Origin of the sequence: Stenotrophomonas sp. Marseille-Q5258 (genome assembly GCF_946900935.1) — a bacterium.
GTDB classification, from domain to species: Bacteria; Pseudomonadota; Gammaproteobacteria; order Xanthomonadales; family Xanthomonadaceae; genus Stenotrophomonas; species Stenotrophomonas nematodicola.
The window spans coordinates 34,950-59,697 of record NZ_CAMPPN010000005.1; the positions used below are offsets into that span (position 1 = coordinate 34,950).

The 24,748-nt window shown below is 67.2% G+C and carries 21 protein-coding genes; 5 read left to right on the plus strand and 16 right to left on the minus strand.

The window, feature by feature from the left end:
• Window positions 1-7: 7 nt before the first annotated feature.
• From OC534_RS03425 to OC534_RS03490, 14 genes are all read right to left on the minus strand, one after another.
• On the minus strand, window positions 8-1,204 hold the full coding sequence (locus OC534_RS03425; protein ID WP_153164159.1) for a flagellin: 1,197 nt from the start codon (window positions 1,202-1,204) through the stop codon (window positions 8-10).
• A gap of 72 nt (window positions 1,205-1,276) precedes the next feature.
• On the minus strand, window positions 1,277-2,440 hold the full coding sequence (locus tag OC534_RS03430; protein WP_153164158.1) for a flagellin: 1,164 nt from the start codon (window positions 2,438-2,440) through the stop codon (window positions 1,277-1,279).
• Window positions 2,441-2,907: 467 nt separating this feature from the next.
• Window positions 2,908-4,110 carry a flagellar hook-associated protein FlgL gene (gene flgL, locus OC534_RS03435; protein ID WP_017354445.1) on the minus strand — a complete coding sequence of 401 codons (1,203 nt, stop codon included), beginning with the start codon at window positions 4,108-4,110 and terminating at the stop codon, window positions 2,908-2,910.
• The gene (flgK, locus tag OC534_RS03440) at window positions 4,107-5,987 is read right to left on the minus strand and encodes a flagellar hook-associated protein FlgK (protein WP_262071366.1); all 1,881 of its coding nucleotides are present in this window, start codon (window positions 5,985-5,987) and stop codon (window positions 4,107-4,109) included. Before flgK ends, flgL begins: the two co-directional genes overlap by 4 nt.
• Before the next feature lie 8 nt (window positions 5,988-5,995).
• The gene (gene flgJ, locus OC534_RS03445; RefSeq protein ID WP_262071367.1) at window positions 5,996-7,222 is read right to left on the minus strand and encodes a flagellar assembly peptidoglycan hydrolase FlgJ; all 1,227 of its coding nucleotides are present in this window, start codon (window positions 7,220-7,222) and stop codon (window positions 5,996-5,998) included.
• A gap of 1 nt (window position 7,223) precedes the next feature.
• Window positions 7,224-8,375, minus strand: coding sequence for a flagellar basal body P-ring protein FlgI (locus tag OC534_RS03450; RefSeq protein ID WP_136004094.1), 1,152 nt, complete (start codon window positions 8,373-8,375; stop codon window positions 7,224-7,226).
• 7 nt (window positions 8,376-8,382) lie between these two features.
• Entirely contained in the window at window positions 8,383-9,075 is a 693-nt protein-coding gene (gene flgH / locus OC534_RS03455) for a flagellar basal body L-ring protein FlgH (RefSeq protein ID WP_017354441.1), read from the minus strand.
• Between the two features lie 23 nt (window positions 9,076-9,098).
• Window positions 9,099-9,884 (minus strand): flagellar basal-body rod protein FlgG, encoded by a 786-nt coding sequence (flgG, locus tag OC534_RS03460; protein ID WP_017354440.1) that lies wholly within the window; start codon window positions 9,882-9,884, stop codon window positions 9,099-9,101.
• 128 nt (window positions 9,885-10,012) lie between these two features.
• The gene (locus OC534_RS03465) at window positions 10,013-10,765 is read right to left on the minus strand and encodes a flagellar basal body rod protein FlgF (RefSeq protein WP_017354439.1); all 753 of its coding nucleotides are present in this window, start codon (window positions 10,763-10,765) and stop codon (window positions 10,013-10,015) included.
• A 32-nt stretch (window positions 10,766-10,797) separates the two neighbouring features.
• Window positions 10,798-12,021 (minus strand): flagellar hook protein FlgE, encoded by a 1,224-nt coding sequence (gene flgE, locus OC534_RS03470; protein ID WP_017354438.1) that lies wholly within the window; start codon window positions 12,019-12,021, stop codon window positions 10,798-10,800.
• A gap of 32 nt (window positions 12,022-12,053) precedes the next feature.
• Window positions 12,054-12,737, minus strand: coding sequence for a flagellar hook capping FlgD N-terminal domain-containing protein (locus tag OC534_RS03475; protein WP_166472963.1), 684 nt, complete (start codon window positions 12,735-12,737; stop codon window positions 12,054-12,056).
• A 26-nt stretch (window positions 12,738-12,763) separates the two neighbouring features.
• Window positions 12,764-13,171, minus strand: coding sequence for a flagellar basal body rod protein FlgC (gene flgC, locus OC534_RS03480; protein WP_017354436.1), 408 nt, complete (start codon window positions 13,169-13,171; stop codon window positions 12,764-12,766).
• Window positions 13,172-13,174: 3 nt separating this feature from the next.
• Entirely contained in the window at window positions 13,175-13,570 is a 396-nt protein-coding gene (flgB, locus tag OC534_RS03485) for a flagellar basal body rod protein FlgB (RefSeq protein ID WP_017354435.1), read from the minus strand.
• A gap of 213 nt (window positions 13,571-13,783) precedes the next feature.
• Entirely contained in the window at window positions 13,784-14,728 is a 945-nt protein-coding gene (locus OC534_RS03490; RefSeq protein WP_017354434.1) for a chemotaxis protein, read from the minus strand.
• 116 nt (window positions 14,729-14,844) lie between these two features.
• Here OC534_RS03490 and flgA point away from each other — a divergent pair, with 116 nt between their 5' ends.
• The 4 genes from flgA to OC534_RS03510 all read left to right on the plus strand — a co-directional run bounded on the left by flgA (window position 14,845) and on the right by OC534_RS03510 (window position 17,547).
• Window positions 14,845-15,495 carry a flagellar basal body P-ring formation chaperone FlgA gene (gene flgA, locus OC534_RS03495; protein ID WP_017354433.1) on the plus strand — a complete coding sequence of 217 codons (651 nt, stop codon included), beginning with the start codon at window positions 14,845-14,847 and terminating at the stop codon, window positions 15,493-15,495.
• A 110-nt stretch (window positions 15,496-15,605) separates the two neighbouring features.
• On the plus strand, window positions 15,606-15,908 hold the full coding sequence (gene flgM, locus OC534_RS03500; protein ID WP_017354432.1) for a flagellar biosynthesis anti-sigma factor FlgM: 303 nt from the start codon (window positions 15,606-15,608) through the stop codon (window positions 15,906-15,908).
• Window positions 15,905-16,243: a flagellar protein FlgN gene (locus OC534_RS03505; protein ID WP_136004101.1), complete on the plus strand. Its 339-nt coding sequence runs from the start codon at window positions 15,905-15,907 to the stop codon at window positions 16,241-16,243. The genes flgM and OC534_RS03505 overlap by 4 nt, the downstream gene beginning before the upstream one ends.
• A 113-nt stretch (window positions 16,244-16,356) precedes the next feature.
• On the plus strand, window positions 16,357-17,547 hold the full coding sequence (locus OC534_RS03510; RefSeq protein ID WP_229296464.1) for an ATP-binding protein: 1,191 nt from the start codon (window positions 16,357-16,359) through the stop codon (window positions 17,545-17,547).
• A 190-nt stretch (window positions 17,548-17,737) separates the two neighbouring features.
• On the opposite strand, the gene OC534_RS03515 is transcribed toward OC534_RS03510, so the two are convergent.
• Both OC534_RS03515 and OC534_RS03520 read right to left on the minus strand, forming a co-directional pair.
• The gene (locus OC534_RS03515; RefSeq protein ID WP_017354429.1) at window positions 17,738-19,495 is read right to left on the minus strand and encodes an EAL domain-containing protein; all 1,758 of its coding nucleotides are present in this window, start codon (window positions 19,493-19,495) and stop codon (window positions 17,738-17,740) included.
• A gap of 4 nt (window positions 19,496-19,499) precedes the next feature.
• A complete protein-coding gene (locus tag OC534_RS03520) occupies window positions 19,500-21,608 on the minus strand; it encodes a PAS domain S-box protein (RefSeq protein ID WP_136004102.1) in 2,109 nt (702 codons plus the stop codon).
• 181 nt (window positions 21,609-21,789) lie between these two features.
• On the opposite strand from OC534_RS03520, the gene OC534_RS03525 reads away from it, so the two are divergent.
• On the plus strand, window positions 21,790-24,582 hold the full coding sequence (locus OC534_RS03525; RefSeq protein ID WP_136004104.1) for a bifunctional diguanylate cyclase/phosphodiesterase: 2,793 nt from the start codon (window positions 21,790-21,792) through the stop codon (window positions 24,580-24,582).
• Window positions 24,583-24,748: the final 166 nt, after the last annotated feature.

A 24,748-nucleotide genomic window follows, 5' to 3' on the forward strand; every position in this document is an offset into this window, starting at 1 on the left:
GCGTGGGTCAGCGCAGCAGGCTGAGCACGTTCTGCGGCACCTGGTTGGCCTGGGCCAGCATGGCCGTACCGGCCTGCTGCAGGATCTGGGTGCGGGTCAGCTCTGCGGTTTCCTTGGCGAAATCGGTGTCGCGGATGCGGCTGCGCGAGGCCGAGAGGTTCTCCGTGGAGGTCTGCAGGTTGGCAACGACCGAGGTGAAGCGGTTCTGCACGGCGCCGAGGTCGGCACGGGTGCTGTTGATCGAACCCAGCGCCTTGTCGACGATTTCCAGCGCCTGCTGGGCGCCCTTGACGGTGCTGACGTCCAGGTCGCTGGCGTACTTGGCAGCCGGTGCGGCGGCGGCCAGCGTGGGGACGAACGTCGGGGTGGTGGCGCCGCCGGTCCAGGCGCCCGGGGTGGCGGTGATGGCCTTGAAGGCACCATTGGCGTCGACGCTGTCCTTGACCGAAGTCAGGGTAACCGCGTTTCCGGCGGCGTTGACTTCAGCGTAGACGCCGGTTTCGCCGATCTTGGCGTTGATCGCGCTGACCACGGCCTCGCGCGAAGCCTTGCCGGTGGCGGCCTCGTCGGCGCCCTGCTTGACTTCCACGGTGGCGATGTCGACCCCGTTGATCTTCATGCCGGTGATCTTGAAATCGGCATTGGCGGCCGGGTCGGCCAGGGCCAGCGCGTTGCTGTCGAACTTGGCGCCGCCCAGTGCGTTGGCCTTGGCGTCCACCACCTTGTCAATGGCGATGGCCTGGCCGGCGTTGGCACCGACCTGGAACAGCTGGCTGGAGAACGAGCCGTCCAGCAGCTTGGTGCCGTTGAAGTCGGACTGCTTGGCGACGCGGTCGATTTCGCTGACCAGCTGGGTCACTTCGGCCTGCAGGGCCTTGCGGTCGCTGGCCGAATTGGTGGCGTTGGAGGCCTGGACAGCCAGCTCACGGACGCGCTGGAGGTTGTTGCCGATTTCGGTCAGCGAACCTTCGGCGACCTGGGCCAGCGAGATGCCGTCATTGGCATTGCGGATGGCCACGTCGGTGCCGCGGATCTGGGTGCCGAAACGCTCGGAGATGGCCAGGCCGGCCGCATCGTCCTTGGCGCTGTTGATGCGCGAACCGGACGACAGACGCTGGATGGTGGTGGCCAGGGAGCTGCCGCTGGTGCTCAGGTTACGCTGAGCATTCAACGACATCGTGTTGGTATTGATGACTTGTGCCATGGGAAGAGGTCCTTGAGCGGTTGCACGTGATTGGGGTTAGACGCTCATGACGTGCTTCAGGAGCGGCTTATGTCAGCGCTGCAACAGGCTGAGCACGTTCTGCGGCACCTGGTTGGCCTGGGCCAGCATGGCCGTACCGGCCTGCTGCAGGATCTGGGTGCGGGTCAGCTCTGCGGTTTCCTTGGCGAAGTCGGTATCGCGGATACGGCTGCGCGAGGCAGACAGGTTTTCCGAGGACGTCTGCAGATTGGCGACAACGGAGGTGAAACGGTTCTGGATGGCACCCAGATCGGCGCGAACGCTGTTGACCGATTCCAGTGCCTTGTCAACGATTTCCAACGCTTTCTGGGCGCCGACGTAGGACGAGACGTCCAGATCCTCCACGAAGCTGGAGGTGGCGGTGGCAGCAACCGAGCTGGGCGCGGCGGCGGTGGAGTCAGCCAGGCCAAGCTGGGTGGCGCCGTCGATGACGAGGTCGCGGTCGGCCTGGACGGAGGTCAGCTTCAGGCTGTGGGTGTCGGGGGTGCCAGCGGTGGTGACCACTTCGGCATAGACACCGGCTTCGCCGATCTTGCTGTTGATCTGGGCAGCGGCGGAGGCGGCGAATTCGGCGGTGGTCTTGCCGGAGATGGTGCCGATGGTGGCGCCGTTGATGACAACGTCGCTCAGGTCGGTGATCGTGCCGATGTCGGTGCCGTTGACCGGGGCGGCAAACTTGGCGTTGCCCAGCGAGCTGGCCTTGGCGTCGACGACATTGTTGATGGCGATGGCCTGGCCGGCATTGGCGCCGACCTGGAACAGCTGGCTGGTGAAACTGCCGTCGAGCAGCTTGGTGCCGTTGAAGTCGGACTGCTTGGCGACGCGGTCGATCTCGCTGACCAGCTGGGTCACTTCAGCCTGCAGGGCCTTGCGGTCGCTGGCCGAGTTGGTGGCGTTGGAGGCCTGAACGGCCAGTTCGCGGACGCGCTGCAGGTTGTTGCCGATTTCGCTCAGGGAGCCTTCGGCGACCTGGGCCAGCGAGATGCCGTCGTTGGCATTGCGGATGGCGACGTCGGTGCCGCGGATCTGGGTGCCGAAGCGCTCGCTGATGGCCAGACCGGCGGCGTCGTCTTTCGCGCTGTTGATGCGCAGACCGGACGAGAGGCGCTGGATGGTGGTAGCGAGCGAGCTGCCGCTGGTGCTCAGGTTGCGCTGAGCGTTGAGCGACATCGTATTGGTGTTGATTACCTGTGCCATGGGTCGTCTCCCTTATTGGAATCCCGGTGGTTGATGGAACGAAGCGCCGCCGTTTTTTTTTGTTTGGCTGTGTGCTTCGCTGTTGCCAAATCAATAACGGCGCTTTGTCAACAACCTTTAGGCGGAAATCTCGCCGGGGTGCCGGTGCTGCCGTCCGGGGCCGTGGCTGAGCTCCCCGATAGAAGGGTTAACGGCACCGGAGGTGGAGATTGAAGGGCTTTTTGCCCGTCAAGCCGGGCTCTGCCTGGCGGCCCCGGGGTCAAGGTCCCGGCCACGCTCACAGCGGCAGCCACCGCGCCGGATCGCGGAGACAGGGCGCCCGCGGCGGCCCCGGCTCACGCTCTCCGGCGCGCGCCCCTGCCAGTGGGGCGCGTGCGACGGGCGTGTTTGGCGACGCATAACGAGAAAGGCCGCGATGCTGTTCGCACCGCGGCCTTCGAGGCTTTCCGTTACGGGATGACGCGCCGTCAGCGCAGCGTGTTGAACAACGACATCTGCTGCATCTGTGAGAACAGGGTCTGCGCGGCCTGCAGGGCAGTGCTTTCCAGCTGGTACTGGCTGATGGCGTCGGCGTAGTCCAGGTCGCGCATCTGCGACAGCGTGCCCTTGAGGGTGACGGTGTTGGATTCACGCATGTCCGCGGCATTGTCCAGCGCTTTGAGCTGGGCACCGCCAGCGGCGCGCGAGTCGATCATCCGTTCGGAGGCTCGGGCGATGTCGCGCAGTCCGCTCTGCAGCAGGTTCTGCTGGGCGGCGGACTGGCTGGCACTGCCGGTATCCATCTTCAGCGAGCCGATCAGGCTGTCCAGGGTACTGAAGATGTCGCGGCTGGTGGCCGGGGCCACGTTGAAGGTATCACCGGCAGCAGGCTTGCCATCCACGTGCAGGCGCACGCCGTTGAGCACCAGGTCGTCGCCGGCCTTCATGGTGCCGCTGGACACCACCGTACCGGTGTCGTCGACCAGCTCATACTGGTCGGCGGCGGTGAAGCGCACGCTGAAGGCCTTGCCGTCCCAGCTGTTGCTGCCATCGCGGGTGACATTGGTGAGCACGCCGGTACCGGTGTTGCCGCTGGCCGCGGCACCATCCACATGGCCGTCGCCGGTGCCGATGCGCAGGAAAATCTCGCTGCCGGGCAGGGCATCGAGCACGTAGGTGTCCGGGCCCACCTCCACTTGGCGCTGGTTCTGATCGCCGTTGTAGACCACCTTCCCGTCAATCTGGCTGAAGGGAGGGCTGCCGTCGGCCGTGCCGCCGAACAGGTAGCGGCCGGTGCCATCGGTGCTGTTGGCAAGCGCGAGCAGGTTGCCCCGGATGGCCTCGATCTCGGTCACCATCGACTGCTTGTCCGACGCCGCCAGCGCCGGGTTGTTGGCGTAGATGGTCAGTTCGGTGATGCGGCCCATCATGTCGCCAACCTGGGCCAGCGCGTTCTCCTGCAGGCCCAGGCGGTTCTGCACATTGCCGGCGTTGAGCTGCATGCGCTCCAGGGAAGCCAGGGTGCGGTCCAGGCCCACGGCGGCGCCGGAGGCGACCGGATCGTCCTTGGCGGTCACCAGGCGGCGGCCGGTGGCGATCTGCTGCTCCAGGTGGCTCATTTTGGCCTGCTTGGCCATCATCAACGAGACCGACTGGTTGAACATCATGCCGGTGGAAATACGGTTGTTCATCGGCCTACGGCTCCGAGGATGGTCTGGAACATGGTGTCGGCAGTGGAGATCAGCTGCGAGGCGGCCTGGTAGGCCTGCTGAAGCCGCAGCATGTCGGCGGCTTCTTCATCCAGGTTCACCCCTGACACTGCATCGCGCGCGGACTGCGCCTGGTCGGTGATCACCTGCTGGGCCTGCAGGGAGTAGTCGGCCGAGCGGGCGGCGGCGCCGACCTGGGTGGTCAGCCCGCCAAGAGCGCCGCTCAGGGTCACGGTGCCATCGTTGAAGGCCTTGGCCTGTTCCACCTTGGCCAGCAGCAATGCGTTGCTGTTGTCCGAGGAGCCGGCCGGCGTCGGACCGATGCTGAAGGTGTCGCCGGTCTTCGGCGCGCCGTCGAGCACGAAGCTCCAGCCATTGGCGCTGATGGTCTGGCCTGCGGTGTAAGTGAACGGGCCGGCGCCATCCAGGGTGTACTGGGTGCCACTGGTGAACACGATCGCCGCCGGGTTGCGCAGCGCGGCGTTGCCGTGGTCGGTCACCTTGACACCGCTGAGCTTGCCGGTGCCACTGTTGGACAGTGCTGCGGTGCCCTTGATCGGAGCGGCGGCGGCAATCCGCGAGGTATCGGTGATCGCTACGGACATCGTGCCGGCCACGCCCGCCGTGGGCTGCAGCAGCATGCGGTCGTTGAGCGCCGGCGTGCCGGTCATCACCAGCTCCACGCCATTGAGCACCAGCGGATCAGCGCCAGTACCGGTACCGGTCATGGCCACCGCCACGCCGGTATCGGCGCGGCTGGCCTGCCACTGGGTGCCGTCGAACTTCAGCACGACGTTCTGCCCGTCCAGCTTGGACAGGTCGCCGAAGCTGGCGGCCATGCTGGCCGTGCCTGCATTGCCGGCGTGGCCGGTGATGCGCGGCGCGCCGATGTTGAAGAAGTCGCCGCCGAGGTTGCCATACAGGTCCGCACCCTGGCGGTGCACGTCATTGAAGCTGCTGGCCATGCCGATCGCCAGCTTGCCCAGTTCGGCCTGGGTGGGGGTGAGCACGGTATCGCGGAACTCGAGCAGGCCGCCGATCTGGCCGCCCAGGGTCTTCGATTCCAGGGTGATCTTCTGCCCGGCGCTTTCCAATGCCAGCTGCAGGCACTCGGGCATGTACGGGTCGGTCACGGTAGTGACCTTGGACGCGGTGGTGCCCACCACCAGTGCCTGGCCACCGGCCGTGTAGACATTCATGATGCCGCCGTCCTGCATCACCGCGTTGCCGCCGGTGTAGCCGACCAGGTTGGCGATCAGCTGGTCGCGGCGGTCCAGCAGATCCGGCGCGGCATTGGCCGCATTGCCGCCGATGGCGCCGTTGAGCTGGGCAATCTCCTTGGCCAGCCGGTTGATCTCGCTGGCACCGGCGATCAGGCCGTTGTTGACCTCACCGTTGAGCGTGTTGAGCTGACCGTTGAGCTGCTGGAAGCGGTTGGCGAGGGTCTTGCCACCGTCCAGTACGTTCTGCCGGTCGGCGGTGCCCGAGGCATTGGAGGACAGGCCGCTGACCGTATCGAAGAAGCTCGACCACACCCCGGCCACATTGGTGGCCGTGTCGGAGAACATCGCATCGACGCGGTCGGCCATCGTCGACAGCTGCTTCAGGCGCGCCAGTTCGCCGCTGCCGTCGAGCAGCCGCGATATCGCCAGCTGGTCGGCGACGCGCCGGATGTCGGTGATGCGGGTGCCGTTGCCGACATCGCCATAGCCGAAGTTCTGCGGGTTGGCGGTGGCGAAGTCGACCTTCTGCCGGCTATAGCCGGGGGTGTTGATATTGGCGACGTTGTGGCTGGTGGTGGCCAACGCCCGCTGGAACGCGAGCAGGGCACTGGTGCCGGTGGAAAGTACGCTGGACATGGGTTACCTCAACGACGGATGACACCCAGCCCGGTCGGGCTGGCGGTACTGGCAAAGGTCTGGCCCAGGCGCCGGCTGGCGTCGCCCACGGCGGCGATGGCGCGCTCGATGGTGGGGCCGCCGGCAATTGCGGCGATCTTGGCCGCATAGCCGGGATCGGTGGCGTAGCCGGCCTTCTGCAGGCCCTGCGCAAAGCCGCGGACATCGCCGCCGGCCTGCAGCGCGTTCTGGTAACGCGGGCTGTTCTTGAGCAGTTTCACGTAGTCGGCAAAGCTGTCGCCCACCGACGTATACGCGCGGAAGCTGGCGGTTTCGTTGCGGCGAACGCCGTCAACGTATTCGTGGGTACCGCTGCTGGCACGCTCACCGCTCCACCCGGTGGCCTTGATCCCGAACAGGTTGTGCGAGCTGCCGCCGCCATTGCGCTGCACCAGCTTGCGGCCCCAGCCGGTTTCCAGGGCCGCCTGGGCGACGAGGGCCTTGGCATCGACGCCCAGCTCGCGCGCCGCCTGCTGGGCATGGCCCCAGATGCTGGCGACGAAGCCTTCCGGGGTGTGCGGACCCAGCGTGGCGGCCGCCGTACTGGCGGCCAGCGTGTCCACGGCACCGGTGGTACGCGTGGCACCGTCATTGACGCCGCTCCAGCGGTCGTTGGACAACGCGGCCCAGTTTTCCCCGGCGGACCCGCTCACGGCCGGCGGCGTGGCATACGGATCGTTCCGCCCGAGCGCTTCGTGCATCTGGCTGCTTTCGCGCCCGGCGATCAGGTCCAGCGCACGCTCCATAGGCTGCAGTACTGCTGACGGATCAGCGCCACGCAGGTGCTGAAGCACGTCCACCTCGCTGGGCACGGCAGTCGGCGCAGTGCCCGCTGGCAACGCCATCGGCGCGGCCGATGGCGCATTGAGCCGGTACGCGCGCAGGGCGGCGGCCGGGTTCAGCGCGGTATCGACCGGCGCGGCCGCCTCGCCTTCGGCGGCCCCAAGCTGGCGGGCGATCATCGCCGACAGGCCCAGGCCACGTCCCCGCGTCATCGCCTCGGCGATCTTCTGGTCGTACATTTCGCGGAACATGGTGTTCTCGGCAGGGAAGAGCGAATCGCCGAAGCTGGCATCGCGCATGCTCTTGACCAGCATCTGCGCAAACTGGCCTTCCAGCTGGCGTGCCACCTTGTCGACCTTGGCCGGGCTGTTGGCATGGGCCGGGTTGAGTTCCAGTGCGGGTGTAATGCGCATGTCAGATCACCTCGAGTTCGGCGCTCAGCGCGCCGGCCTGCTTGAGGGCTTCCAGGATGGCGATCAGATCGCCGGGGGCGGCGCCCACCGCGTTCACCGCATGCACGATTTCATCGAGCGTGGTGCCGCCAGTGAACTTGAACATGCGGCTGCCATCGTTGGTGGCGGTGATGGTGGACTGCGGCGTGGCCACCGTCTGGCCGTTGCCGAACGCATTGGGCTGGCTGACGTTGGTGTTCTCGTTGATGGTCACGGTGAGCGAACCATGTGAAATGGCCGCTGCGCCCACCCGAACCTGCGAGCCGATCACCACCGTGCCGGTCCGCGCATTGACCACCACCTTGGCCGGCGCGCTGCCGGGGGTGAGTTCGAGGTTCTCGATGCGGGCGAGCAGGCCGATGCGCGCGCCAGGGTCGCTGGGCGACTGCACGGACACCGTCACCCCGTCAATCGCGCGTGCCGCACCATCGCCGAACGCCTGGTTGAGCGCGGCGACCATGCGCGACACCGTGGTGAAGTCATTCTTGTGCAGATTCAGTGTGATGTCGCCGCCGCCGTTGAACACGTCCGGCAGCGCCCGTTCCACCGTGGCGCCGTTGGGAATGCGGCCCACGCTGGGCACGTTCACGGACACCCGCGAGCCGTCCTTGCCCTGCGCCCCAAAGCCGCCGACCACCAGGTTGCCCTGCGCGATCGCATACACCTGGCCGTCGGCGCCGCGCAGCGGGGCCATCAGCAGCGAGCCGCCGCGCAGCGACACCGCGTTGCCGATCGAAGAGACCGTGATGTCGATCGGCTGACCCGGCTTGGCGAACGGCGGCAGTTCGGCGTGGATGGCCACGGCGGCCACGTTCTTCAGCTGCGGGTTGACGTTGGCAGGCACATTGACGCCCAGCTCGCCAAGCAGGTTTTTCAGGCTCTGCACGGTAAAGGGCGCCTGGCTGGTGCGGTCGCCGCTGCCGTCCAGACCCACGACCAGGCCGTAGCCGACCAGCGCGTTGGTGCGCACGCCGCCCACCTGCGCCAGGTCCTTGATGCGCTCGGCGTAAGCGGGGGCAGCCAGGGCGAACACCGCCAGCAGCGTCGCCGCCGCACGCAGCGCGTAGCGCGACGCGGTGCGTCGCTGCCCAGCAATGAAGAAGGAAAAGGTCATGTCAGGCTCAGAACGGCGTCAACGCCGAGTTGAAGAAGCGGCTCAGCCAGCCCATTGCATTGGACTGGGCCACCGGACCGCGACCGCCGTAGACGATGCGGGCATCGGCGACGCGGCTGGACGGAATGGTGTTGTCGGGGAAAATGTCCGCGGCACGCACGATGCCCTGCACCTGCACCAGTTCATCGCCCTGGTTCAACCGCAGGTTCTTGGCACCCTGCACCACCAGGTTGCCGTTGGGCAGGCGCTGCACCACGGTGACGGTGACACTGCCGAGCAGGCGATTGCTCTGTGCGCTGGTGCCTTTGCCGGCAAAGTCGCGCGAACCCTTGGCGCTGGCGCTCAGGATGTCCTTGCCGCCCAGCGTGACCGGTGCGCCGAAGACCGTCGGGGTGCCGATACTCAGGTCCGATTCCTTGGCCGTCGTGGTATTGGCGGTGGTCTGCGCGGTGGTGTTTTCGGTCAAGGTGATGGTCAGCAGGTCGCCGACATCACGCGCGCGTCGATCCGAATACAGCTGCAGGCCAGGGCCGGCGGCGTAGATCGCACCGGCGGTGGCCTGAGGGGTAGGCGCTGCGATCGGGACAACCGGCGCCATCGCCGGATAGGGCCGGACATCGCCAGCGATGACGCAGCCGCCGAGCAGGGCAACCAGGGAGCCGGCAAACAGCAGGCGAAGGGTAGGGCGCAGGGGCGACATGGCAGGGCTTCCGGTTCGGCCGATCAGACGTTCTGGTTGAGGTAACCGAGCATCGCGTCGGTCGTGGAGATCGCCTTGGCGTTCATTTCGTAGGCGCGCTGGGTTTCGATCATCGACACCAGCTCTTCGACCACGTTGACGTTGCTGCCTTCCAACGCGCCCTGCACCACGCTGCCCAGGCCGTTGAGACCGGGGTTGCCGTTCTGCGCGGGGCCGGAGGCGGTGGTTTCCAGGAACAGGTTTTCACCCCGTGCCTGCAGACCGGCCGGATTGACGAAGTCGGTCAGGGTCAGTGCGCCGATCTCCACCGAGGCGGCGTCGTCGGCCATCTTCACGCTGATCGTGCCGTCGGTACCGATGGTGAGCGACTGTGCACCTTCGGGAATCTGGATGCCCGGCTGCACCGGATAGCCGCTGTTGGTGACCAGTTCGCCCTGCTGGTTGCGCTGGAACGAGCCGTCGCGGGTATAGGCCGAGGAACCGTCGGGCATCTGCACTTCAAAGAAGCCACGCCCATTGACCATCACATCGAGCGCGCGACCGGTCTGCTGCTGGCTGCCCTGCTCGAAGTTCTTCGAGGTGGCCACCACGCGCACGCCGGTGCCCAGCTGCAGGCCGGTCGGCAGCTGGGTCTGCGCTGAAGACGCACCGCCAGGCTGGCGCACCTGCTGGTACAGCAGGTCTTCAAAGCTGGCGCGGTCCTGCTTGAACCCGGTGGTGTTGGTGTTGGCGAGGTTGTTGGACACCACCGACATGCGCGTCTGCTGCGCATCCAGTCCGGTCTTGGCGATCCACAATGCCTGGTTCATGGCGATGTTCCTTTGTGTTCTGCGGGTGGCCGCAGGGGGGCGGCCGTTACAAGAGGCAATGCATGGCGCGTGCCAGAACCGCGCCGGAATTCCGTCGGGGGCGCGTCACCGCGCCGTCGACAGGGCGATCAACCGCCCAGGCGCAACAGGCTGTTGGCACTGCGGGCGTTGTCGTCGCCGTGCTTGATCACCTTCACCTGCATTTCGTACTGGCGCTGCAGCTGGATCATCTGCACCAGCGCACCGGCGGCATCGACATTGCTGCCCTCCAGTTGGCCGCTTTCCAGCGACTTGCCCTGGGCCTGCACAAACGGCTGCTGCGGATCGGTGTTGCGCATCAACCCATCCAGGCCGCGTTCCAGGCGGTCGTCGGCGGCGGCCACCACGCGGATCCGGCCGATATTGGCCATCGTCTGCGGGCCTTCGCCGAGCGGAATGATCGAGATCGTGCCGTCGTTGCCGATGTCCATCGCCTGGTGAGGCGGAATGGCGATCGGCGCACCGTTCTCGTCCAGTACCGGATGGCCGCCGGCAGTCACCAGCTGGCCATTGGGCGTGATCGAGAGTGCCGCACCGCGGGTATAGGCTTCACCGCCACCGGCCGGCGGCTGCACCGCCAGCCAGTTGCCCGACTGCAGCGACAGGTCCAGCGGGTTGCCGGTGATCTGCTGGGCACCCATGCGCCGGTTGAACCCGGCGTCCACGTGCAGGGCGTCCACGCGTGAGGCGTAGCCGGTGCCCTTGACCGGGAACGCCTCGGTGTTGGCGAGCGCTTCCTTGAAGCCAGGGGTATCGGTGTTGGCCAGGTTGTGCGAAAGCGTGCCCTGGGCCTGCAGCGACGCGCGTGCACCGGTCATCGCTACGTAGAGCGCCTTGTCCATCGTTGTCGTCCCGTGATGCGGTCAGTGGTTCATCAACGGATGTTGATGATGGTCTGGGTGATCTGGTCCATGGTCGAGACCATCTGAGAGTTGGCCTGGAAGTTGCGCTGGGCGGTGATCATGTTGACCAGCTGCTCGGTCAGATCGACCGTGGAGGCTTCCAGTGAACCGGCCTGGACCTTGCCGAGGTTGGAGCTGTCCGGTGCCCCGGTGCGGGGGGTGCCCGAGCCGAAGGTCTCCACCCACAGATTGTTGCCCTTGGCTTCCAGGCCCTGGGTATTGTTGAAGGTCGTCAGTGCCACCTGGCCCAGCGCCTTGTCATCGCCATTGGAATAGCGCGCGTACACCACGCCTTCTTCAGACACGGTGATCTCGTTGAGCTTGCCGGCCGCGTAACCGTCCTGCTGGGTATTGCGCAGCGCGAACTTCTCGCCGTACTGGGTGGACCCGGAGATGTCCAGGGTCAGCGCGAGCTGGCCGGCGCCGGTGCTGGGGGTGAACGGCGTGAGGGTGATCTGGCCGTTGGCGGGCGAGGTGAGTGCACCGGCATTGTTGAAGGTCAGCGTGGTGGGCGCACCCTGTGCCTGGCCGTCCACATAGTTGTAGACCTGCCACTCGTTGGCGGCGGCACCCTTGACGAAGTACGACGTCTGGGTGTGGCTCACGCCGAGCGAGTCGTACACCGTGATGCCGCCGGTGGACTGGCTGTAGCTGTTGGAGTCGGTCGGGCTGAACGGAGTGACCGTAGGCTCCTTGGCGTCGGCCGGCAGGGTGAAGCTGACGTTGACCTTGCTGGTCTGCTTGGGCGGGCTGTCGGTGGTGAGCAGCTGCAGGTCGACCAGGCGACCGGCGTCGAAGCTGGTGCCGTCCGCGTTCGGGGCGAACACCTGCAGGCGCGCGCCCTGCGGGTTGATCACGTAGCCGGCCTGGTCGGTCTGGAAGTTGCCGGCCCGCGAGTACACGCGCGCACCGTTCATGGTCATGGTGAAGAAGCCCTCACCGGAGATGGCCATGTCCAGACTGCGCCCGGTCTGCTCGTTGTTGCCCTGCGAGAACTGCTGGGCCACGTTGGTCAGGCGCACGCCCTGGCCGATGGCGTTCTTGGACAGACCGTAACTGGTGGCCGAGAACAGGTCGGCGAACTCGGCGCGCGACTGCTTGAAGCCGGTGGTGTTCACGTTGGCGATGTTGTTCGCGGTGACGTTCAGATCGGCATTGGCGGCGTTGATGCCGGACAACGAGACATTGAAGCCCATGAGATTGCTCCTGGTATGCGGGGTGGGGCGGCTCAGCTGATGCGGAGCACGTAGTCGATCGGGGCCGTACCCAGGCCCTTGAGGTTGAGGTACAGCCCGTCGGAGCCGACCGTGACGCTTTCCACAGGTGCTTCGACGTAGGTATTGGCCTTGGTCTTGGCGCCGGCGCTGTCGGTGAAGGTGGCGGCGAGGGTGTAGCTGCCGGGCGGCATGCGGTTGCCGTTGGCGTCCTTGCCGTCCCACTCGAACGTGACTTCGCCGCTGGCCTTGGCCTCCACGCTCAGCGTGTTGACCTTGACGCCGTTGGCGTCGGTGATGTCCACATTGACGAAGCCGGCGCCGGGTGCCGCGACCATGCCGCTGGTGCTGCCTTCGGTTTCCAGCGACCACGTGGTCGAAGGAACCAGCACGTCGTGGCCCACCAGTGCAGCCCCGCGCAGGATCTGGTCACCGGACATCTGGTCCTGGAAACCCTTCACCGTGGCGTTGAGGTCGGTGATGCCCTGCACCTGCGACAGCTGCGCCATCTGCGCCACCATCTGGGTGTTGTCCATCGGCTTGAGCGGGTCCTGGTGCTGCAGCTGCTCGGTCATCAGGCGCAGGAAGTCGGCCTGGTCCAGGGTGCTTTTTTTCTTGCTGGTGTCACTGTTGGGTGCGTTGAGGCCGAGCGCGGTATAGATATCGCTGCCCTGGCCGACGCCGCTGGTGCTGCTCATGACGGTATGTCCTGCAAAAGTGGGGGTCAGCGACCCATGCTCAGGGTGGCCAGTGCCAGTTCCTTGGCGGTGGTCAGCATCTCCACGCCGGCCTGGTAATTGCGCGAGGTGGAAATGAGGTTGACCATCTGCGCCACCGGATCGACGTCGGGCTGGTAGATGTAGCCATCGCCATCGGCCAGCGGATGGCCGGGCTCGTAGCGTTTGATGGGTGCCGCGTCGCTCTGGTTGATTTCCTTGACCTGGACGGTGGTGATGTTCGGGTCTGTCCGGCTGGTGACGGACTGGAAGATCGGTTCAAGCGGTTTGTAGACCGCATCGGCCGACCCGGCGACGGTATCGGCATTGGAGAGGTTGGACGCGATGGTGCTCATGCGCACCGACTGGGCCTGCAGGGCCGAGCCGGCGATGTCGAAGATCGGCAGATTGCTCATGGCTTATTGGCCCGTGATGGCGGTGAGCATGGAGCGCACCTTGGATTCGACGAAGCTCAGCGAGGCGCGGTACTCCAGCGCGGCGCGGCCGTAGGCGGCACGCTCGGCGTCCGGGTCGACGGTGTTGCCGTCGATGCTGGGCTGCACCCCGTCCTTGGCAATCTGGAAGGGGTTCAGGCCGCCGCCGATGGCGAAGTGCTGTTCGTTGGTGGTTTTCATGAGTCCGTTGGCGTCCAGGCCCTGGGCGTGGCGCAGGGCGGCGTCGAAGTCGAGGTCCTGGGCCTTGTAGCCGGGGGTGTCGGCATTGCTCAGGTTGCTGGCGATCAGCTTCATCCGCTGCTCGCGCAACGGCATGGCCTGGGCATGGACCCCCAGATAGTCGGAAATCAGATTGGGCATGGCGCGCTCCCACGGGACGATGCGGGGGAGGCTGCAAGGGCTGTGCCAATCGGTATGGCGTCGGGGCATATGGCCCGGGTCGACAGCGCGCGGGCAAGGCGGCCCGGACGCCCACAAAAAAGCCCAGCAGGTGCTGGGCGTGAGGATGAACGATGCCGCTCCGGCCTTCCCGGGGGAGCGTGGACGTCGGCGGTCGCGTGCGACCGCCGTGTCTCAGGCGGCCATTGCCACCTTGCGCAACCGGTCCAGCACGAAATCGGCCAGTTCGTGCGGGGAATACTTGGCCACGAAGGCGTTGGCGCCCACCCGCTCGACCATCGCGTTGTTGAATACGCCCGACAGTGAGGTGTGCAGCAGCACGTACAGGCCGGCCAGACCCGGGTGGCGCCGGATTTCCGTCGTCAGGGTGTAGCCGTCCATCGCCGGCATCTCGATGTCGGAGATCACCATCGCGTAGCGCTCGGCGGGATTCTCCCCGGCCGCATGGATCTGGATCAGATGGTCCAGCGCCTGCTTGCCGTCCGACAGCAGGGTCGCGCTCACGCCCAGCTGGTCCAGCACGCTGCGGATCTGCTGGCGGGCCACGCGCGAGTCGTCCACTACCAGTACCTGCATCGGCGGGGCATCGGCCGGCAGGGCCATCGACGGGTCCAGCACGGCTTCGCCGCGCACCTGGGCGATATCGGCCAGGACGCTTTCCACGTCGATCACCTGGATCAATTCACCCTGGAAACGGGTGACGGCGGTCAGGTAGCTCGATTCGGCACCCAGTTCCGGCGGCGGGTGGATGTCCTCCACCGCGATGTTGACGATCCGTTCCACGCCGCTGACCAGGAAGCCCTGGATCGAGCGGTTGAACTCGGTCACCACCAGATAGCCTGGCGCGGTATCGGCATCCGGTTCGCGTTCGGGGTGGCCGATGGCCAGGCCCAGGTCCAGCACCGGCACCGAGCGGCCGCGCACGTCGGCAACGCCGGCGAACTGGCTGGGCAGGCCGGGGACCTGGAACAGGGACGGGCGCCGAAGCACCTCCTGTACCTTGAACACGTTCACGCCAAAAAGCTGACGTCCGCCAAGCCGGAACAGCAGCAGGGCCAGACGATTGTGGCCGGCCAGTCGCGTACGCTGGTCGATGCGGTTGAGCAGGTCATGGGACATGGGTCTGGTATCGGCGCCACCCGGCGCGACTTGAGCGCGGCGCGCCCGGGAGCGACGGTGGGTTGCGGCACGCACCTTGCATCGCCCTGCGCATGTCCGTTGCCCCTGGAGACTGCATGCGTTCTGTCCTGGTCGTTCTGTCCCTGCTGCTGGCATTCCCGGCCGGGGCTGCCGCCGGTTGGCAGCCGGTGGAGAGCATCCGCGGTGCGGCGTTGTCGACGCTGCCGGCCGGCACCGAAGGCGACACGTCGCTGGACTCGGCGCTGCGCCTGCCGGCCTGCGGTCAAGCACTGCGCGCCCAGCCGACCGGTACCAGTACGGTGGAGGTGAGCTGCCCGGATGCCGGCGGCTGGCGGCTGTTCGTGCCGGTCAAGGTCCGCCGCAACCAGCAGGTGCTGGTCCTCAACCGCGGGATCGCCGCTGGAGAAACGTTGACGGCGGCCGATATCACCACTGCCCAGCGTGACGTGGCGCGCATTGCCGGCGCCGCACTGGCCGACCCCCAGGTGGCGGTCGGCCGGGTAGCCCGCCGGACCCTGAGCGCCGGCAGCCTGCTGTCGGCCAACGACCTGGTCGCCCAGCGCCTGGTGCGCCGGGGCGACAGCGTCGCCCTGGTCTCGCGCCGGGGCGGGGTGGAGGTGCGGGTGGCCGGGCGGGCGATGGCCGACGCGGGCGAGCACGAACGGGTGTCGGTGGAGAACCTGTCGTCACGCAAGATCGTTCAAGGTACCGTGGACGCCAGTGGCGACGTTTTAGTGACGCGTTGATCACAATGCTGACCGGCACCCGTTTGTGCTGAAAAACCCTGCCATTTCCCCCTAAAGGTGGCGGCCTCTGTGCCGTTATCCCTTGTGAACCGAACACCCAGGACATCTCCATGAGCCAGAAAATCGACGGCAACCTGCAGGCCACCGCCCATCTGCGCAGTGTCGCCCTCGGCACCAAGCCCAGCGCGGGTACCGATCCCCAGGCGCGCCCGGTGGAAGCCGTGGACAGCCTGCGGCTGACCGGTGAAGCCACCTCGCTGCAGGCCATGCAGCGCGAGCTGAGCACGGCCCCGGCGATCGACGCGGCCCGCGTGCAGGCCGTGCGCGAGTCGCTGCAGAACGGCACTTACACGATCAACCCTGACGCCATTGCCTCGCGGATGCTTGAGCTGGACCAGCAGCTGCAGGGATGACGCTGGCGATGAGCGAGCCGTTGCAGCGCCTCAGCGATGCCTTGGACGTCGAACGCCTGGCCTTGGTCGAGCATGATGTCCACGCGCTGATTCAGGCGACCGGCGCCAAGCTGGAGGCGCTGCGTGCGCTCGAAGCGGCGCTGCCGGTCGGCCAGGCCGAGCGTCTGCAGGAACTGGCCGAGCGCAATCGCGCCAACGGCGTGCTGCTGGCGCGCCGCCGCCGCGAGGTCAACTGGGCATTGCGCCAGCTGGGCCGCAGTGAGGAGGCGTCGGCATATGACGCCAAGGGCCAATCCAGCACGCTTCACACGCGCCGGCCGCTGGCCGTCGCCTGACCGGCCCGGGCAGCACGTGCCGGGCCGGGGTTTCCGGTTCGCGTATATTGGGCGCCTGTTTTCACCTGCCCGACGTGACCGTGACCGCCGATATCTCGTTTGTTACCGCGCCGTTGCCGCCCCAGCCGGTCCTGCTCGCCCTGTTCGAGCACACCCGTGAAGGGGTGCTGTTGTTTCGCGAGGACGGCAGCGTGGCAGTGGCCAACGCGGCCCTGCGCGCCATCGTCGGCCAGGCCGAGCCCGATGCCGGCCTGAGCGCGACCCAATGGCTGCGGCAACGCCTGCCGCCGGACGCGCTGGAGCATGCACGGCAGCAGGGCCACTGGAATGGCAGCCTGCCGGTCGGCGAGCGCATGGTCATCGCCCACGTCTACCATCATGAGGCGGCAGGTGAGCGCCACTATCTGGCCCTGTTCCACCGCATCGAAGGCCAGGAAGACTATGAGCGTGAGCTGCAGCAGCGTCACGCCGAGCTGCGGCAGGCCTACCTGCGCTTGAACGGCACGCAGGAAAAGCTGCTGCAGTCGGAGAAGATGGCGTCCATCGGCCAGCTGGCGGCCGGCGTGGCGCACGAGATCAACAATCCGATCGGCTACGTGCACTCCAATCTGGGCAGCCTGCAGGAATACCTGCGCAGTCTGTTCACGGTGATCGAAGCCTACGAGCGTGCCTTGCGTGCGCCCGACCCCAAGGCGTTGATCCCGGAAATCGACGACATCCGCAACCGGTTCGACATCGACTTCATCAGCCGCGATCTGCCGCAGCTGATGGCCGAGTCGCGCGAGGGCATCGAGCGGGTGACGCGTATCGTGCGCGATCTGAAGGACTTCTCGTACTCCGGCCGCGACGAGTCGTGGAAGCTGGTGGACCTGCACGCGGGCCTGGAATCGACGATCAACATCATCTGGAACGAGCTCAAGTACAAGGTCACGCTGCACCGCGAGTTCGGCCAGCTCCCGCTGGTGGAATGCCTGCCGTCCGAGCTCAATCAGGTCTACATGAATCTGCTGCTCAATGCCGGCCACGCGATCGCCGAACGCGGCACGATCACCGTGCGCACGGGCGTGGACGGCGACACGGTCTGGGTGGAGTTCGAGGACACAGGCGGCGGCATTTCGCCGGAACTGCGCCAGCGCATCTTCGACCCGTTCTTCACCACCAAGCCGGTGGGCAGCGGCACGGGTCTGGGCCTGTCGATCTCCTACAGCATCATCAACAAGCACCACGGCCGCATCGACCTGGACAGCACCCCGGGCGAGGGCGCTCGTTTCCGCGTGGTACTGCCGATCAAACAGCCGCGCTGAACCCCGCGCTGGCGAGATCGGGTGATTGCGTGACGCCCGGCGATGGCCGGGTGGGCGGGGTCGGCGCGAACAGCCTGTGGCCGATGAACGTACCGTGCGGTGCTGACGGGTGCGGGTGTCCCGTAAGCCCGCACCCGTCGGCCCAGCCAGCGGCAGGCAGATGCCGGGGGCTGTTCGCGCTGGCGTCAGGTCACTCGTCTTCCGGCGCTGCAATCGCTACCGGCGGGGCGGTGTTGGCGCGGCGTTGCTCTTCGTGCGTGCGGAACGCCTGGTGGATGTGCTTGCGCAGCTCATCGTCGTTCCACGGCTTGGTCAGGAAGCGGTAGATCGCGCCGCGGTTGATCGCGTCGGTGACGGTGTTGAGGTCGGTGTAGCCTGACAGCACCAGCCGGATCGTGTCCGGGTAGAGCATCTTCACCCGGCCCAGGAACTCGGTACCGCTCATGTCGCTCATGCGCTGGTCGGACAGGATCACCTGCACGTCGTTGATCGCCAGCAGGTCGAAGGCATCGCGCACGTTGCCGGCCGCCAGAATCCGATAGCCGTCGCGGCGGAACAGGCGCACCAGCGAGCGCAGTACGTTCTCTTCGTCGTCCAGCAGCAGCAGCGTCCGGTCCGGGCGTGTTTCGGCGAAGGCTTCCGGGCGCAGGTAGCGCCGGCGCAGCGTCATCCCGGCCGCATCGGCCGACATCGGCTCGCCGAACAGATAGCCCTGGAACACATCGCAGTCGTTGCGGCGCAGGAAGCCGAGCTGTGCCTGCGACTCCACGCCATTGGCGATGACGGTCATGCCCAACTGGTGACCCATCGCGATGATCGCGCGGGCGATGGCCGCCTCGCGGTTGCCGGCCGGCGCGCTCTTGATGAAGCTGCGGTCGATCTTGAGCTTGTCGACCGGGTAGCGCACCAGCGCGCTCAGGCTGGAGTCGCCAGTGCCGAAGTTGTCCAGGCTCAGGCTGATGCCTTCATTGCGCAGGTTGACCAGCGTTTCGTGCACGAAATTGACGTTGTTGGTCAGCGCGCTCTCGTTGATCTCCAGCGTCAGCATGTGCGCCGGCACCCCGGCGGTCTGCATCAGCGCCATTACCTCGGCAAAGAAATTCGGGCGCAGCAGCTGCAGGGTGGACACGTTCACCGCGATGGTGAAATCGTCGAAGCCCTGGTCGCGCCACAACCGCGCCTGCTTGAGTGCGCCTTCCAGCACCCACGTGCCGATCTGCACGATGATGCCCAGGCGCTCGGCCGTGCGCATGAAGCGCTCCGGCACCAGCATGCCCAGCGTCGGCGACTGCCAGCGCAGCAGCGCTTCCATGCCCACCACGTGGCCGTCGCGTGCGCTGACCAGCGGCTGGTAGCGCAGCTTCAGTTCACCGTTGGGAATGGCATCGACGATCTGCCGGGCAATGATGCTCTCGCTGTGCGCGCTCGATGGCGTATCCACCGCATGGATGCGCACCGCATTGCCGCCTTCGCGCGCGGCCTGGTAGAGCGCGTCCTCGGCATGGTCGAGCAGCCGCGACGCACCGCTGGCGTGTTCGGGGCACAGGCTCACGCCCAGTTTGCCGGTCATGAACAGCGTGTAGGGCAGCACCGACAGCGGCAGCTCCAGCTGCTGGCGGATTTCCTCGGCGAGGTCCTCGGGCAGCGGCACATCGGCGGTGCGCTGCACCGCGATCAGGAACTCATCGCTGCCATGCCGCCACAGCTTGCCGCGGCCACGCAGGTGGTGCTGCAGGCGCTGGGCGACCAGCACCAGGGCCTGGTCGCCCACCTCGGCGCTCATGTTCTCGTTGACCGATGCGAAATGGTCGATGTCCACGTGCATCAGCATCAGCGGGGTGCCGCCGGAGGCGGCCTCGGCCACCATCGCCTGCAGCTCGGGGTTGCCGGCGCCAAGGCGGTCCGGGGCATCCTCGATGCTGACCAGGGGCAGGGAAGGGTTCCACATGGGCTCAGTGTTCCAGGAGTTCAGCGGCCCTCACGCCGGTGGCGCGGTAGGGCAGGTACAGGTCGATCAGGGTGCCGGCGCCGTGCGCCGACTCGATTTTCAGGGTGCCGCCGACGCTCTGCGCACGTTCGCGCATCACAATCAGGCCCAGCCCGCGCGGGCCGTCCGGGTCAAAGCCTTCACCGTCGTCGCGGATCTGCAGGTGCAGGCCGTGATCGTCCACGTCGCGCAGCTGCAGGCTGACCTGGCTGGCGCGCGCGTGGCGCAGCACGTTGGTCAGGCTCTCCTGGGCGATGCGGAAGCAGGCCTGTTCGATGTCGCCGGCCGGGCGGCGGGGCAGCGACTGGATGTCCGGCAACAGGTCGATGGCCGCCGATCGGAACAGTACCCCGGCCTGCCAGCGCAGGGCCGCCTCCAACCCGAGCGCGTCCAGTTGCGGTGGGCGCAGCAGGGTGGAGAGGTCGCGCAGCTTTGCCACCGTGGTGTCGGCCAGCTGGATGATCTGCACCAGGTCTTCGTCCCGGCGCAGCGGGTCGGCCTCGTCCTGCGCCGCGTAGGCAGACAGTTTCATCGCGGTGATTGCCTGTCCGATGTCATCGTGCAGGTCGCGCGAGATGGCCCGGCGCTCGTCTTCCTGCAGCGAGAACAATCGGCCCGCCATCGCCTGCAGCTCGCGGTTGCTGGTTTCCAGCGCCGCGCGGATGCGTTCGGGTTCGCTCAGGTCGCGCACGATCAGCAGTTTGCAGTTCCGACCGCCATATCGCACATCGCCGACGGCCAGGCCGGCCTGGAAATGCTGGCCATCCAGTCGGCGCATGCCGATCACTTCGCCGGCGCCGGTCGATGGCACCGGGATGGGCGCGAACAGCTGGGCCCGTACCCGCGCCAGATCGGCGCTGGCCACCAGCACCGCCAGCGGTTCGCCGAGCAGGGTGTGGTTGGCATAGCCGAACTGCGCTGCGGCACATGCGTTGGCGTAGAGCACGTGTTCGTCGGAGAGGATCACCACGCCGTCCGGCAGCACCCGCACCAGCTCACGGAACTGTTCCTCGCGTTCGCGCAGCAGGCGACGCGACTGCTCGCGCTCGGTCACATCCTGCAGAGTGCCCAGTACCCGTGGCCGGCCGGCGTCGTCCAGGCCGCTCTGCGCGCGCAGATGCACCATCAGGGCGCGGCCATCCATCGCCAGCAGGGGCAGCAGCACGTCGATCTGCACCGGCTCGCCGGAGGTCATGTCGACCAGCAGCTGCTCGCTCAGCGCCGCAGTGGCCGGATCGGCAGGAACCAGCAGTTCCTCGAAGCGGTGCCAGCGCCGTGCCTCCGGCGGGCGGCGGCCCAGCAGCCGATAGACCTGGTTGGAGTAGCGGCCCTGGCCACTGGCCGGGTCCAGCTCCCACGCGCCGATGCGGGCCATCTCGTGCGCCTCTTCGACGCGGGCGAGGGCCTGGTCGCGGCGTTGCAGCGCCTGGTCCTCGCGGGTGCGGTCAATGGCGATCAGCAGCCGGGCCTGGTGGCCGTCGTAGTCAATCGCACTGCTGCGCATCTCCATGCGCCGGTGGCTGCCATCCTTCAGCCGCAGGTCGGCGGTGATCACGCACAACTGCTCGGGCTGGTCGCGGATCTGGGCCAGCTTGTCCGTCAGTGCGGCATCCTGGCCGGGCGGCCACAACGCATCCACCGGCAGCGCCATGAACTCGTCACGCGACCAGCCGAACAGACTGCACGCGGCCGGGTTTACATCCAGGATCGCCAGTGTGGCCAGGTCGTACACCAGGATCGGCCCCGGGTTGCCCTCGAACATCTGGCGATGGCGGGCTTCCGAGCCTTCCAGCAGCGCGTGGGTATGCAGCACGTGCTGGGCAAGCGGGCGCAGCAGCAGGTAGATCAGCGCGGCGCTGGCGATCACGAAGAAGGCACCCTTGAAGGTCTGCCAGCGGGCGGCGGTATGCATGTCCCCGGCGAGCACCTGTACTGCCGCGTCGCTGCACAGGATCCACACCAGCGCCAGCACCAGATACAGCCCCACCACCCGCCAGCGGTCGCGGCGCAGATCGCGCGCAAGCGGGCGTTCGGGCGGGGGCGACGGTGAGTGGCCGGAGGCGTCGACAGGCATGGGCACGGCGGGAGACGGTGGCGAGGGCGGCAACCATCTTAGAGGGTGCGGAGGGCTTTGAGGTGAGGGGGTGAGGACGCCTCGGGCGGGTCCCTATGCGGGGGGGCACTCAATAATCGGCCAAACCCGCCGCTAACGATTGCGTTCCCGGTTGTCGGGTGCGTTTTCGGAGTCATACCGCGTGGACCAAGGGATCATCGCCAGTCTGCTGCAGCACCCGTTGGCCTCGGCACTGGTCATCCTCGACCGTGCCGGTCGCCCACTGGCGGCCAATCCGGCCGCGCGCGAGCACGGCCTGCCGGCAACCCTGGCCGCGTACGGCGAGGTACTGGAAGACCTGCGGCTGCTCGCTGCCGACGGTGGCCTGGTGCCGTGCCAGCTTCCCGGCGGGCCACGCGGCCGGTTCGACGGCTGGATGCGCGCGGTCCACGATGCCGACGGGCAGCTGCTGGCCTTCACCCTGAGCGTGCCCGAGCCGGTGGCCGCCTATGCGGGCAGTCGCTGGGAGCTGGCTCTGGAGCATGCCGGACATGGGCTGTGGGACTGGGACCTGCCCAGCGACACGGTGACCCGCTCGCGGCGGTGGGACGGCGGGCCGATGGATGACGAGCAGGGCCGCGGCGACGCCGCCGGCGCGCTGCTCGACCACGTGCACCCGGATGACCAGGCGCATGTCCGCACCGCGCTGGACGCGCATCTGCGTGGCGAGGGCGCTGTCTACAGCGCGCAGTTCCGCGTCCGCCACCCGGATGGCGACTGGCGCTGGATGCTCGACCGTGGCCGTGTGGTCAGCCGTACGGCCGACGGCCAGCCGCTGCGGATGGTGGGCACCCACACCGACATCCAGGCCCAGAAGCAGATGGAAACCCAGCTGCGCGAACAGCAGGTGCACCTGCGCGAAGCGCAGCGCATCGCCAGCATGGGCAGCTGGTCCTGGGACCCCGAGGCGCGCCAGTTCTGGTGGTCGCCGGAGTTCCGCGCGCTGGTGGGCGAGGGCGACGATCCCATGCCGGTTGGCCGCCACTGGCTGCGCCGGCTCGAGCCACGCTCGCGCGGCCAGCTGCGCAGCGCCTGGCGGCGCATGTGGCGTGATGGACGTGCCACCACGCTGGAACTGGAACTGCCCCGGCCGCGGGAGGGCGCGCTGCACCTGCGGGTCTGGATGCAGCCCCTGGTCGGGCCGGACGGGCGCATGCAGCGCCTGCTGGGCCAGGTCCAGAACATCACCGAGCAGCATCAGACCGACGCGCTGATCCGCTGGCGCACCGAACTGCTCAACCGCGTCTCGGCCCTGGGACGCATCGGTGGCTGCGAGATCGAGGTGGCCACGCGCAGCATGCAGTGGACCGAGGAGTGCTATCGCATCCACGGCCTGCGCAAGGAGCCGATCAGCCTCGACCAGGCCCTGGCGCTGTACACCCAGGATTCGCGCGACGCCTTCGAGGCGGCGCTGGAGCGCATCGCCGGTGGCGGCCTGCCCGAGCAGCTGGACCTGTGTTTCTACCGCCAGTCCGGACTGCGCATCTGGGTACAGGTGCTGATCGAGCTTGACCACCGCGACGGCCTGCCGACGCGCTTTGTCGTGTTGTTCCGTGACATCACCCGCGAGCGCGAGGCCAACGAGCGCATCGAGCTGCTGGCCCACTACGACCTGCTGACCGGCCTGCCCAACCGCATGCTGCTGCGCGAGCAGACGGCCGATGCGATCGAAGAGGCCCGCGATCGCGACGCGCCGCTGGCGATGCTGTTCATTGACCTGGACGGTTTCAAGACCATCAACGACACCTTCGGCCATGCCACCGGGGATGCGCTGCTCAAGGCGGCCGCCGCGCGCCTGCACCAGAACCTGCGCAACAGCGATCTGTTCGGGCGCTTCAGTGGCGACGAGTTCATCGTGGTGCTGCGCGACCTTGCCGACCCGGAAGACGCCGGCCATGTCGCACGCAAGCTGATCGCTTCGCTGGCCGAACCGCTGCACCGTGGCGAGACCACCTTGAAGGTGGGCGCCAGCGTGGGCATCGCGATGCTCGACGACGGACGCTGCGATTTCGATTCGCTGCTGCGCGCAGCCGACGCGGCGATGTATGCGGCCAAGGAGGCGGGGCGCAATACGTATCAGTACTACAGCCAGGACGCGCTGCTGCGGATCCAGCGCAAGCTGGAGATCGAACATGCCCTGCTGGGGGCGATCGAGCGGGAGGAGTTCAGCCTGGCCTATCAGCCGCTGCTGCACGCCGACCACGGCGCACCGCCGGCGATCGAAGCGCTGTTGCGCTGGCATCGTCCCGGTATTGGTTACTGCAGTCCGGCCGAGTTCATCCCCATCGCCGAGAAGTGCGGGGAAATCGTACGGATCGGCGATTGGGTCCTTGCCGAAGCCTGTCGTCAGGCAGCGGCGTGGGACCAGGCCGGGCTGCAATTTGATCGCGTGGCGGTGAACGTTTCGGCGGTGCAGCTGCGTGATCGCGGGTTTGCCGAGCGCGTGATCGACATCTGCCATGCCCACGGCTGGCCACCGCAGCGGCTGGAGCTGGAACTGACCGAATCGGCGCTGATCCGCGACACCGACCTGCTGCGCCATTGCTTCGACGTGCTGGAGCGCCACGGCGTACCGTTGGCCGTGGATGACTTCGGTACCGGCTTCTCCAACCTGCACTACCTCAACCGGTTCCCGGTCGGCCGCCTGAAGATCGACCGCAGCTTTGTGCAGGGCATGCTGCACGACGCCGGCACCGCCGAGGTCACCCAGGCCATCGTGCACCTGGGCCACGCGCTGGGCATGAAGGTCGTGGCCGAAGGCGTGGAAACCGAGCAGGAAGAAGCCATGCTGCGCCGCCAAGGGTGCGACGAAATCCAGGGGTACCTGTATTCCCGTCCGCTCACACCGCGCGACCTGGCCCAATGGCTCAAGCAGGGCGGAGCGCAGATCGCCCCGCGCGAGCGCCTGCAGCCAGCGGCGCACGCAGTAACCTGATCGCCGGCAACACGGCGCGCCGCAGGCGTCTGCCGTCCGTTTCGACGCCGCAGGCGCTGCGCTCTTCGCGGCGGTGCGCGTTGCAGTCGATGCGCGCCACCCGACCCTCGCCATGCAGAACCGGCAGGCAGAAGCAGCCCAACCTGCGTCTGTTCGCCGGGGTATG

Bases quoted from the DNA above. Each gene is read 5' to 3' on its own strand.
- OC534_RS03425 (WP_153164159.1), bottom strand. From the start codon at position 1,204: ATGGCACAAGTCATCAATACCAACACGATGTCGTTGAATGCTCAGCGT.
- OC534_RS03430 (WP_153164158.1), bottom strand. From the start codon at position 2,440: ATGGCACAGGTAATCAACACCAATACGATGTCGCTCAACGCTCAGCGC.
- flgL (WP_017354445.1), bottom strand. From the start codon at position 4,110: ATGAACAACCGTATTTCCACCGGCATGATGTTCAACCAGTCGGTCTCG.
- flgK (WP_262071366.1), bottom strand. From the start codon at position 5,987: ATGTCCAGCGTACTTTCCACCGGCACCAGTGCCCTGCTCGCGTTCCAG.
- flgJ (WP_262071367.1), bottom strand. From the start codon at position 7,222: ATGCGCATTACACCCGCACTGGAACTCAACCCGGCCCATGCCAACAGC.
- OC534_RS03450 (WP_136004094.1), bottom strand. From the start codon at position 8,375: ATGACCTTTTCCTTCTTCATTGCTGGGCAGCGACGCACCGCGTCGCGC.
- flgH (WP_017354441.1), bottom strand. From the start codon at position 9,075: ATGTCGCCCCTGCGCCCTACCCTTCGCCTGCTGTTTGCCGGCTCCCTG.
- flgG (WP_017354440.1), bottom strand. From the start codon at position 9,884: ATGAACCAGGCATTGTGGATCGCCAAGACCGGACTGGATGCGCAGCAG.
- OC534_RS03465 (WP_017354439.1), bottom strand. From the start codon at position 10,765: ATGGACAAGGCGCTCTACGTAGCGATGACCGGTGCACGCGCGTCGCTG.
- flgE (WP_017354438.1), bottom strand. From the start codon at position 12,021: ATGGGCTTCAATGTCTCGTTGTCCGGCATCAACGCCGCCAATGCCGAT.
- OC534_RS03475 (WP_166472963.1), bottom strand. From the start codon at position 12,737: ATGAGCAGCACCAGCGGCGTCGGCCAGGGCAGCGATATCTATACCGCG.
- flgC (WP_017354436.1), bottom strand. From the start codon at position 13,171: ATGAGCAATCTGCCGATCTTCGACATCGCCGGCTCGGCCCTGCAGGCC.
- flgB (WP_017354435.1), bottom strand. From the start codon at position 13,570: ATGCCCAATCTGATTTCCGACTATCTGGGGGTCCATGCCCAGGCCATG.
- OC534_RS03490 (WP_017354434.1), bottom strand. From the start codon at position 14,728: ATGTCCCATGACCTGCTCAACCGCATCGACCAGCGTACGCGACTGGCC.
- flgA (WP_017354433.1), top strand. From the start codon at position 14,845: ATGCGTTCTGTCCTGGTCGTTCTGTCCCTGCTGCTGGCATTCCCGGCC.
- flgM (WP_017354432.1), top strand. From the start codon at position 15,606: ATGAGCCAGAAAATCGACGGCAACCTGCAGGCCACCGCCCATCTGCGC.
- OC534_RS03505 (WP_136004101.1), top strand. From the start codon at position 15,905: ATGACGCTGGCGATGAGCGAGCCGTTGCAGCGCCTCAGCGATGCCTTG.
- OC534_RS03515 (WP_017354429.1), bottom strand. From the start codon at position 19,495: ATGTGGAACCCTTCCCTGCCCCTGGTCAGCATCGAGGATGCCCCGGAC.
- OC534_RS03520 (WP_136004102.1), bottom strand. From the start codon at position 21,608: ATGCCTGTCGACGCCTCCGGCCACTCACCGTCGCCCCCGCCCGAACGC.